Annotated in this window: 10 protein-coding genes, 1 tRNA gene and 2 pseudogenes; 7 read left to right on the top strand and 6 right to left on the bottom strand. The window is 69.0% G+C overall.

The annotated features are described in order from the left end of the window. On the bottom strand, positions 1-375 hold a 375-nt coding region (locus F8274_RS27675), incomplete at its 3' end, for a tetratricopeptide repeat protein (protein ID WP_192580020.1). 232 nt (positions 376-607) lie between these two features. On the opposite strand from F8274_RS27675, the gene F8274_RS27680 reads away from it, so the two are divergent. From F8274_RS27680 to F8274_RS27700, 4 genes and pseudogenes are all read left to right on the top strand, one after another. Then, positions 608-691, top strand: a tRNA-Leu gene (locus tag F8274_RS27680). Between the two features lie 247 nt (positions 692-938). Then, entirely contained in the window at positions 939-1127 is a 189-nt protein-coding gene (locus tag F8274_RS27685) for a hypothetical protein (RefSeq protein WP_151465305.1), read from the top strand. 82 nt (positions 1128-1209) lie between these two features. Beyond that, positions 1210-1458 (top strand): annotated as a pseudogene (locus F8274_RS32725) (NAD(P)H-binding protein); the annotation flags it as partial. Positions 1459-1600: 142 nt separating this feature from the next. Further along, complete coding sequence (locus F8274_RS27700) at positions 1601-2890, top strand: aromatic acid exporter family protein (RefSeq protein WP_151465306.1); 1290 nt, start codon at positions 1601-1603, stop codon at positions 2888-2890. 234 nt (positions 2891-3124) lie between these two features. Here the strand turns inward: F8274_RS27700 and F8274_RS32730 are convergent, their stop codons facing one another. The 3 genes and pseudogenes from F8274_RS32730 to F8274_RS32740 all read right to left on the bottom strand — a co-directional run. Next, a complete protein-coding gene (locus tag F8274_RS32730; protein WP_151465307.1) occupies positions 3125-3286 on the bottom strand; it encodes a DUF4396 domain-containing protein in 162 nt (53 codons plus the stop codon). Beyond that, positions 3246-3635: a DUF4396 domain-containing protein gene (locus F8274_RS32735; protein WP_151465315.1), complete on the bottom strand. Its 390-nt coding sequence runs from the start codon at positions 3633-3635 to the stop codon at positions 3246-3248. Before F8274_RS32735 ends, F8274_RS32730 begins: the two co-directional genes overlap by 41 nt. A gap of 5 nt (positions 3636-3640) precedes the next feature. Beyond that, positions 3641-3906, bottom strand: a pseudogene (locus F8274_RS32740) (hypothetical protein); the annotation flags it as partial. Positions 3907-4044: 138 nt separating this feature from the next. Here F8274_RS32740 and F8274_RS27720 point away from each other — a divergent pair. After that, positions 4045-4302, top strand: a complete 258-nt coding sequence (locus F8274_RS27720) for a hypothetical protein (protein ID WP_151465309.1) — start codon at positions 4045-4047, stop codon at positions 4300-4302. 354 nt (positions 4303-4656) lie between these two features. Next, complete coding sequence (locus tag F8274_RS27725) at positions 4657-5061, top strand: Fur family transcriptional regulator (protein ID WP_151465310.1); 405 nt, start codon at positions 4657-4659, stop codon at positions 5059-5061. A gap of 15 nt (positions 5062-5076) precedes the next feature. Here the strand turns inward: F8274_RS27725 and F8274_RS27730 are convergent, their stop codons facing one another. Then, complete coding sequence (locus tag F8274_RS27730; RefSeq protein ID WP_151465311.1) at positions 5077-6054, bottom strand: ATP-binding protein; 978 nt, start codon at positions 6052-6054, stop codon at positions 5077-5079. A gap of 416 nt (positions 6055-6470) precedes the next feature. Beyond that, positions 6471-6863, bottom strand: a complete 393-nt coding sequence (locus F8274_RS27735; protein WP_151465312.1) for an SCO5389 family protein — start codon at positions 6861-6863, stop codon at positions 6471-6473. Between the two features lie 770 nt (positions 6864-7633). On the opposite strand from F8274_RS27735, the gene F8274_RS27740 reads away from it, so the two are divergent. Further along, complete coding sequence (locus F8274_RS27740) at positions 7634-10222, top strand: glycosyl hydrolase (RefSeq protein ID WP_225854005.1); 2589 nt, start codon at positions 7634-7636, stop codon at positions 10220-10222. Positions 10223-10335 lie beyond the last annotated feature (113 nt).

Raw genomic sequence — 10335 nt, forward strand, 5'->3', positions numbered from 1 at the left:
GAGCACGGCGGGCCCGGCGGTGGCCACGCGGGTGTAGTTGCGGCGGGCCTCGTGCCGGTTGCCGAGTTCCTCCGCCACGCCGGCGAGGTCGAAGCTGAGCGCGAGCATGAGCGGGTCGGCGTCGCCGCGGCGACGCTCGCCGGCGGCGTACGCCTCTTCGAGCACCCGTCGGGCGGCGGCCGGATCGTCGGCCTCACGGTGCAGGCGGGCCAGCAGGTGGCCGGTGGCCAGTACGTCGGGGTGGTCCTCCCCGTACGCCGGTCGGGCCGCCGCGATCGCGTCGGCGAGCAGGCGGCGGGCGGTCGCCAGGTCACCCGCGGAGCGCAGCGCGAGGGCCTGGTGTTGAGCGGCGGTCAGGGGGGAGGGGTGGGACACGGGAGCAATGCTGCCCGGAATCGCCGGTTCCTCGCTACCCGGGCCCCGGGATCCGGTATTCGGCAGCGGTGCCCGCGGCCACGTCAGTGCCTTGACCTGGGGAAACTCTGCGGGGTGGCGGTGATGTGCATGATCCACCCGGGCCGTGTACAGTAATGCCCCGTGCGGCCCGCCGGGCCGGCCGAACCGGTGCGAAGATCACCTTGGCCGACAGGGTAGGCTGGACGAGCAGGTCCGGGTGGCGGAATGGCAGACGCGCTAGCTTGAGGTGCTAGTGCCCGTATAGGGCGTGGGGGTTCAAGTCCCCCCTCGGACACAACTTATAGGCCCACGGTGCGCGCTGAGATCAGCTTCAGCGTGCACCGTTTGCGTTTGCGGGTGGTACGTCAGCCGCAGGCCGAGCTGGCGGTAGACCTCGGCCTCACGGTGACAACGGACCGGGCAGACCGTTGGGTTCTGAGACGGCCGCTGAGGAGTTGGCCGCTGAGGAGTTGGTGAACCGGGGGTTGGCGGGACGGGTCTGATGCTGGGAAGCAACAGAGTCATCGCCGAACGGGCCGCAAATGTTCGTCAAGGTCCGCGACACTGATCAACTGGTTGCCGCCTTCACCGAACAGTACAACGCACTCAACCTGGGTGCCGCAGCCGTCAGCACCGCGCTGGCGCAGTTGTGTGCGGACTCCGCTGGCATCAGCGAAGTCGAGGCCCTCGACCGGGCGCAGGCGCTGATGCACGTCGGGTTCGACGTCTGACCGTCCTGCTGTCGAACCGGGAGTCAGGCGGCCGCGCAGCGGTCAGCACGTCCAGTACCCCGTCACCTGCATCGTCCGTCCCGTGCGTGATGCCGCCGGCGTTGAAGAGGTCCTGACAAATGACCGTCCGTCCTCTGCGGACTGGATCTACGGTGCCGGACCGGCCGTAAGCGGAACCGGAACGCCGCGGACATCATCGAGGCGTCCGACCTCGACTTACACAATCGGCCGGCCCGCGTGGCTCACCGACGCCGATGAGGTCGACTACAAGATCACGCAGCGGGGTCAGCAGTTCAAAGGCACAGGGGTGTCGCGCCAGAAGATCCGCCGCCGCGTCACCGAGGCCGTCGTTGGCCCGGCCGCTTCGCCCGCACGAACATCAGCGTCGGCAGCTCGGCACCGATGGGCGCAAGCCTGCCTCTATGTAGCAGGCCTCGACACCAAGGAGGAGAGAGACCGTCTACGGCCCGGCCATGGCGAAGGTGGGCTTGGTCGTCATCGCGTTGTCAGTGGCCGATGGTGGCGTGATCGCGATTGTCATGGACAGCCGGATTGGTCGGCTTGGTCGAGGGGATGCGGCTTCTATGCGGAGGCTGGATCGGTGGTGGGGGAGGTCCTCGGTGAGGGACCTGGGCGGCGGGCACGCCGCGCGCGTCGAGGGCTTGCTGGACACGTGGCGGCAGCAGACGAGGACCACTGAGCGCGATCGCAGGCGACAGTTGGCCATCTACTCAGTGGTGGCTGTTCAGGCGGGCCTTGCGGCCGGCCTGGCGTGGCTAGCGGCGCGCGAGATCGGTGTAAGCATGCACAATCCGGTGTTTGCGCCGATCGCGGCCGTCAGCACGGTGGCGGCGGCGGTGGGACAACGCCTACGCCGGGTCGTCGAGCTCATCGCCGGCGTGGGACTCGGTATTCTGATCGCGGACGGCCTTCTGGCGCTCATCGGACGTGGTGCGGCGCAAACCGGTCTCATTGTCACTGCCACCATCCTCATCGCGATCGCGCTCACCGGTCGCGGAGGTCTCATCACGCAGGCCGGCGGAACCGCTGTGCTGGTTTCCTCGGTTACGCCGACCGCGTCGAAGGTGGAGGTACCCCAACTGGTCAACGCCGTGACGGGCGGCGTGATCGGGCTGATAGTCGTGATCGCCTTGTTTCCCCTCAACCCACTGCGCATTGTGCACAAGGCCGCCGTTCCCGCGATGAATCGACTGTCGGCACAGCTGACGGCCGCGGGGCGGGCCTTGGCGAACCGGGACGCCGCGGGCGCCCAGGCGGCGCTCGACCAGCTGCGGGACATGGGTAGCGAGCTGACACGGCTGTCCGACGCGCTGCAGGGCGCGAACGAAGTGGTGCGGTTCTCACCGCAACAACGACGCTGGCGCAACGCCCTTCAGCAGTACAGCGACGGCGCGGAGCACCTCAACAGGGTGGTGCTCGCCAGCCGCGGTCTGACCCGCCGCTCGGTTACCCTCATCACCGACAAGGAACCGCTCCCGCCCACCCTGCCGGACGCGGTGACCAGTCTCGGTCTGGCCGTTCGCGACCTGGACCGGGACTTTGTCGCCGGGCGCGAACCCGACCAGGCACGCCGTCGTTCCCTGACCGCTGTGTGTCAAGCGAGCGAGGCATGCCAGGCGGGCCTCGGGCTGTCCGGAACCGCGATCATGGCACAGGTACGGACCATCGCCGGTGAACTCCTCCAAGCAACCACGATCGGACGCACCGACGCCAACCGGCTGATCCGTCAAGCAGCGAACTGACCCCCTCCGTGGTCGATCCATTCCCAGGCAGCGGCGGCTGGGAGGCCCGGCTTGGCAAGACGCAGCCTGCCGTGCTCAGTCAGGCGTGCGTTAGCGTGGGGCACGAGGACCTCCCGGGTGGTGCGGAACCTTCGACAAGCTCCACCTCACCCGGAGGTCCTCACCTATTCCAAGATCCCAGCCCTGTCACCAACGTCCGTGGGCAGAACACCTAGGGCGTCGGCGCATTACCACCTACTTTGGCGTGCCCAGCAATTCCGTTTTGACGCCGCGGCGGATCAGCAACGAGGTTGGCGGCCAAGCGGCGAAGAAGCCGATGATCAGCCCAACCTGGATAATGAACCAAAACACCGGACTACTGGGCCGCAGAGTCTCGTGGAAGGCAAGGAAATGCATTGTGGAAGGCAAGGAAATGCATTAGCGCCAGCCAACCTAATAGGCCGAGCTCGAAGACGGACACGGTCAGCAGGTCGCTCCTGAAAAATTTCCGCATTGCGGCCAACGTTCTTCGACCACCCGCGTGAGCCTCAGCAGAGTAGCGAAATGCAACGCCCAGGGCCACTGCGCCTACATAGTCGCCGACGACTTCGGGCCACAGTGTGCTGCCGAATATTTCGAGGCCAACACCGTAGGTAATTGGCGTAGCAATGATGACACCCAGAGTGCAGTGCGTCCCACAATGATAAGTTTGGATTATCGAAGGAGCATGTCGCGACCTCCGGGGCGGGTTGCCGTGCCGGTCCAGCCACCGTACGTCGGCTTGGCCGGGGTGGTGGCGGCGATGACGGTATTGAGCACCTCGAAGTCGACGACCTTGGTCGCCGGGTGTCGACGCGCAGGATGGCGCCGTGCGCGCCGGCCTTCGGGGTGGCCGTCACCGCCACCGCCACGGTCCTGCTCAGCGGCAGCCGCACCGATTCGGCGGAGCGGAAGGTGCCGTCGTTGCCCCGCCACACCAGGTTGTGCCGGATCGACCCGGCCGGCCCGCTGGTACGGGTGATCTTCACCTGGTACGTGTCCGTCGGGACCTGCGCCAGCACGTAACCGACCTGGTCGACCCGGCGGGTGACCGTGCCGCCGAGCTTGCGGATCCCGGCGGTGACCTCGTCGGCCTGGCCCTTGTCGGTGGCGATGATGACCGTGACGGCCGGCTGGTGCTGCGCCTGGGCGTCGGCGAGCAGCTCGGCGTCGTGGTTGCCGAGGGTGTCGGCCGCGATTCTTTCGGCGCATCGGCCGCCGGAGCCGGTGTGGCCGATGGATCGGCGGTCGCCGCGCTGGCGCCGGTCAGCGCGACCGCGCCGGTCGCGACTGTGGACGCGAGCAGGGCGGCGAAGCTCCGCCTGCCCCACGGGATTTCATGTCTCACGGGCGGATTCCTCCCAGAGCGAGCGGCCGGTGACGGGCGCGACTGAAGGGGACCCTCCGCCCATTGAAAGCCGTTGTCACTAAGCGAACGCGGCGTTGTGACCTGTCCGTGACAACCCCGACCCCCCGCGTCACACCCGCTTTCCCCCGACCCGCGCGGTACATGGTCTGTACTGCCTGGCCACGGACCAGTCAGGCCTCCGACCGTGAGCTGCGCGCAGCAAGGAAGCGCCCTGCTGGCGCCGTCGCTGAAGACGGACCGACGAAGCGGAAGCTGGTATGGCGGTGTGAACATATGCGCAAGGCATAATGGATACGGATGTCAGGTGGCCCCCGAGGAACGCGGGAGCGCGGCAGAGCAGGCACCGAGAAGGCGCCGGGACGAGCGGAGACAGGGAACGGTGATCGAGGCAACCCCGAGTGCGACCCGCAATACCCGGCAGCGCGCAGAGGTGCTGGCGCTGCTGCGCGAGGTGGAGGGCTTCCACAGCGCGCAGCAGCTTCACCAGATGCTCGTTGACCGCAAGGCGCGGGTCGGCCTGACCACGGTCTACCGGACGCTGCAGATGCTGGTGGACAGCGGAGAGATCGAATCGACGCGTCTGCCGGGCGGGGAGTACCTGTACCGGCGGTGCAGCCAGAGCCGCCACCACCATCACCTGGTGTGCCGCGAGTGCGGCCGCGCGGTCGAGGTCGCCGGCCCTGCCGTTGAGCGGTGGGCCGACCAGGTCGCCAGCCAGCACGGCTTCACCGACGTCGGTCACACCCTGGAGATCTTCGGCACGTGCGATAAGTGCGCCGCGTGACTGGCCCTGCCTGCGTCAGGCGCCCACCCTCAGCGGCAGCCCGATTGCCTGCGGACCCATCCGGAACTCCGGATCGATCTGATCGGTGAGGTCCATCCCCGCGCGCTCGTTGGCCCACGCGACGGCGTTGCGCTGGTGGAACTCATTCGCCCACCGAGTGAAGGCCGCCCAATCCTGCGGTGTGTCGTCCACTGCCCCCACGACCTCAGCGAGGGCTGCCTGGTTGGCGGGCTCCAGCTCGGCCAGGCCACCGACCGCGCCCCGCTCGGCTCTGCGCACGTAACCCGACCTGCTGAACCAGGTCAGCAGGTCGGCGCCGACGTGATCGCGGAGGAACTCCACGTCGCCGACGTCCTCGACCTTGTTCCCGACCACCGACAGGGCCACCCCGTAGTCGCGGGCGTAGCCGGCGTACTGACGGTAGACCCCGACACTGCGCACCGTCGGCTCGCACACCAGGACCGTGCGGTCGAAGCGGGTGAACAACCCGGAGGCAAACGAGTCCGCGCCCGCGGTCATGTCCACCACGACGTACTCACCCGGGCCGTCGACCATGTGGTTAAGCAACAGCTCCACCGCTCCTACCTTCGAGTGGTAGCAGGCCACGCCGAGATCCTCGGCGGCGAACTCACCGGTGACCGCCAGCCGCACCCCACCGACCTCCCGTACGCAGGCGGCGTACACCGGGTTGTCCTCCAACACCCGCAACAGCCGCGAGCCGCGTCCCGGCGGAGTCGTCTTGACCATTCGGTCCGCACTGGTGATGCGGGGGTTGGCGCCACGAAGGTAGTCCTTGATCGCCGGCAGGTGCTCACCGAGCGGCTTCACCGCCGGCGGCACGTCCGCATCGGCGCCGAGGGCGGCACCGAGGTGCTGGTTGATATCGGCGTCGACGGCCAACACCGGCCGGCCCTGACCGGCGAGATGCCGGGCGAACAGCGCAGCGAGAGTGGTCTTGCCGCTGCCGCCCTTACCCACGAACGCGACCTTCACCGCTGACACCCTCTCCCTATATTGGAAACCATTTCCATGAAGGGGAGCGTACGCGACCGGCCAGACTTACCGAGCAGTATCGGAGCGAATCGCCGCGAGTACTCGGCATGGGGCAAGCCGCCAGTCCCGCCGGCTGCACGCAAACGTCGGACGTAGTCGTCGATGTCAGACGGCCCAGCTGCGGCCCCATCGAGGCGAACATGTTCCCCGGTGCCCAGCAACTCCGGGGCAACCGCCGTAGGAGTTGAAGCGGTGCTCGGTGACCCGGACGCCGGCGTTGAAAGGGGGCTCCGCAACCACGCCGTAGCGGTGCGCGTCAGCCACCGGCCTGCGCGTGCGTGCCGCCGGCACCGTGCCCGGCGAGCAGGAACAGGTGCGACTGGACCTGCTCGCCGGACGGCGGGGTGCCGCATGGTTCAGCAATCACGCAGCTCTGGCGACTGGTTCAGCAACTGGCTCCGGACCGAGACGAAGCTGCGGTAGGTGGCGGAGTCTTCGGTTCCCAGCCGGAACGCCGCCACCCGGTGGCAGTTCTGGAACGCCAGCTTCACCCCGAAGTGGCGCTCCAGGCTCGCCCGGATGGCATCGCTGGCCAGCGCACGCAGCAGCTGCCCGCGCTCCGCCTCGGTGGGCGGCGGTACCACGTTGTCGGCGAATTCGGCGTCTGACGATTCCAGGTCGGCGACCACACGACGGACGGTGTCCCAGGCGTACGGGAGGGAGGTTTGAACACAGGCGACGAAAGCTTCGTCGTCCACGGCGCCGGTCTCAGCGGCTTGGAGCAGGGCGGGCGGCACGGTGAGAGACATGGTCCTCCTCAAAGTCTTAATGACGATGATTGCCGTTAGCGTTACTGTTTGAGCACATCACGTCACCACGCCCAGGTCAACAGTCAACACGTGATCCCGACCAAAGTGACGCCGCTCAACGCCGCTCCTGAGGCCCGTCGCATCGCCTATTTGGGCAGGGATGGCCGTGGGCTCGGTGACATCCGAAGCGAAATTCATTATCGTGATCGCGTCCGCGAGGTAGGGGTACTTGCCTCAGGTGAGGCGGACCCGGCCGACGGTGCTCACCCAGGGCGGCGTCGGCCGTGGGCGCACCATGGTCGCCCTTCGCTCGCATGACCGCACAACTCGTCGGACCGGTGAAGGTGGGCCGGCCGGACGCGGGGGTGGCTGCCGCGCTCGGTTCGGCTTGGGCGCCGGGGGCGGGCGCGAGGGTCGCGGACAGGAGTGCGGCGACTCCCAGGGCGGCCAGGCGGCGGATCCGTCGTCGTTGACTACCGTCGGGCACGTGGTCCTGCCATCGATAAACATGAGCACGTCGCGGCTGTGAATCTACGGGAACGTTCCACGGCTTCGTGGACTGTGGGTGGCGCGAGACGGACATTGCGGCCACGTGACGATCGTGCCGCGGCACCGGTACGGGTGGCCACTTCCCTCAATGGACGTCGATGGCTAGTGTCCGATCTCGGGGCGGTACGCCAACGGCGGCGTCCGCCGGACCCGTGAGGGGGAGGAGCGCGATGCGGACAACTCATCGGCGTCGGCGTTGCGTCGTCGCCACGGTGGCCGCCATGGCCACCATCCTGGCGACGGTCGTGCCGGCCCATGCCGAGCCGGGGGAGGACGAGGGCGAGGAGGCCGGCCCTCGCGGGATCAAGCCGTACGCGGCGCAGGAAGCCTCGGCCCGGCTGGCCCCGTACGGCGCGGTGGCGCCCGGCGAGTACGGCGACGCCCTCGCCGACCTGCGGGGCCTGCCCGGCACCCGGTCACTCTGGACCGAGGTGACGGACAAGCCCTACGACGCCGACGACCCGAACTACCGCGACCCGAACTTCTCCAACTCCGGCGGCGGCGCCGGCCTGGTGGCCGGACGCATCACCGGGCTGGCCGCCGGCCGCGGGCAGGTCTTCGCCGGCGGCGCGAACGGCGGCGTGTTCCGGAAGAAGCTCACCAGCGGGGCGTGGACGCCGATCTCCGACGGCATCCTCGCCCTGTCCACCGGCGACCTGGTCTACGACAGCCACGCCGACACCCTCTGGTACGCCACCGGCGAGGCCAACACGGGCGCCACCAGCTACACCGGAGCCGGGGTCTACCGGCTCCGCAACGCCAGCCGGGCGCGCGGCTTCTCGCAGGCCGACCGCGTGGGCGGTGACGAGCTGGAGTCGCGCAGCATCAACCAGCTCAAGTTCGACGGCGCCGGCCACGTGTACGCGGCCACCACCCGCGGGCTGTGGCGGCACTCCACCGACGAGCGCCGCCACGCACAGCGGTGGGAGTTGGTGTTCATGCCGAACCCGGCGTCGGACAGCGACATCACCAAGCCCTACGACAACATCATCAACGACGTGCTCATCGACCCCGGCTCGAGGGGCCACACGGTGCTGGCCAACGCGGCGTGGCGCTCCGGCGCCGCGTACAACGGCTACTACCTGTCGACGGCGGCCGGCACGGCGGGCAGCTTCAGTCGGGTGAACCTGCTCGGCGACATCGACAACGACGACGTCGGTAACGCCGAGTTCGCGGTCTCCGGCGACGGGCACAGCTACTACCTGGTGCAGGAGAGCCCCGAGCAGTTGATCGAGGGCGAACCGTCGGTCCTCAAGGGCGCGTACCGGTCCACCGGCGGCATCCTCGGCCCGTGGCGGCGCATCGCCACCTCCACCAAGCTGGCCGACTCCGGGTCGGCCCTGAAGAGCCTGCCGACATACCAGCCCGGCGTGCAGGCCTGGTACAACAACTTCATCGAGGTCGACCCGTCCGATCCCCGGCACGTCTACCTCGGCCTGGAAGAGGTGTACGAGAGCGAGGACGGCGGCGACAGCTGGAAGACCGTCGGCCCGTACTGGAACTTCTACTTCCCCTGCTTCGACATCACCGACCCGACCGGCGGCTGCCCGCCCACCACGCACTCCGACCAGCACTCCATCGCCATCAGCGGCGGCCGGGTGCTGGTCGGCAACGACGGTGGCGTCTACTCCCGCCCCCTCGCCCCCGCCGCCAGCCGGGAGGACGCCGACGGGCACGCCCTGGACTGGAGCAACCACAACGCGGGGCTGCGCACCCTCCAGTACTACTCCGTCGGCACCGGCCGGGACCCTGACCGGCGCGGCGTCACCGTCGCCGGTGGCCTGCAGGACAACGGCGGCTCCCTGCTGCGGGCCGGGGCCCGCAGGATGGTCAGCCCGTTCGGCGGCGACGGCGGCGACACGATCGTCAACCCGCGCAACGGCTGCCAGATCCTCGACGAGTACACCAACCTCGTGCTGTGGTTGACCAAGAACTGCGGCCGCAGCGACGGCACCTTCAGCGCGGTGTTCGACGTGACCGTGCCGGACGTCAACGCACGGTTCACCGCCCCGTTCAAGGCCATCCGTGGCTCGAAGAACACCCGGGACGGGAGCAGCGAGCGGTGGGTCGCCGGCGGCAACTCGGTCTGGCGGCACGACCTCGCCTTCGCATACACCCCGGAGGAGGCCGCGGCCGAGGAGGCCAACGGCTGGCAGAAGCTCTACACCCTCGACGAGGACGGCGCGCGGCTGGTCGTCGGGCTCGACGGGGTCGCCGACCCGAAGGCGCCGGCCGACGCGGCGCGGGACACCTACCTGGCCGCCTGGTGCGGCGAGGCGAACTGCAACAGCGCCGGGTTCACCCGGGGCGTGGCCACCAACTGGGGCGGCAACTGGACCGAGCTGGACCTGACCGGGCTGCCCAACCGCTACCCCAACGCGGTGACCTTCGACCCCGCCGACCCCACCAACTCCACGATCTACCTCGTGTTCAACGGCTTCAACCGACGGTTCATCGAGGGCCCCGGGGCCGGCGTCAAGCACGTCTACCGCGGCAAGCTGACGAAGACCCACGCCGGCGTCTCGGTGGCCTGGACCGACCTGTCCGTCGGCTTCCCGGACGTACCCGCCACCGACGTCCTGGTGGTCGGCAACAAGCTGGTCGTCGCCACCGACCTGGGCGTGCTCGTCGCCGACCGACGCGCCACCCCGGAGACGATCCGCTGGCGGAGGGTCGGCCGGGAGCCGGGTGACGGGCCGCGGGCGCTGCCCCTGACCGCCGTCTTCGACCTGCACCTGAGCATCGACGGCAACCTGTACGCCGCCACCCACGGGCGCGGCATCTGGAAGACGCCGGTCGCCCTGCTCTGAACAGCGTGGTGGGGCGGGCGGCAGGTTCGGCCCGCCCCACCCGCAACCCGACGACCACGCACGCCGTCACAACAGGCATGCGACTCACCCGCCTGCTGCTCGCCACCGCGGTT

It is taken from the genome of Micromonospora sp. AMSO31t, from assembly GCF_008868175.1.
In the GTDB taxonomy this organism is placed as follows: domain Bacteria; phylum Actinomycetota; class Actinomycetes; order Mycobacteriales; family Micromonosporaceae; genus Micromonospora.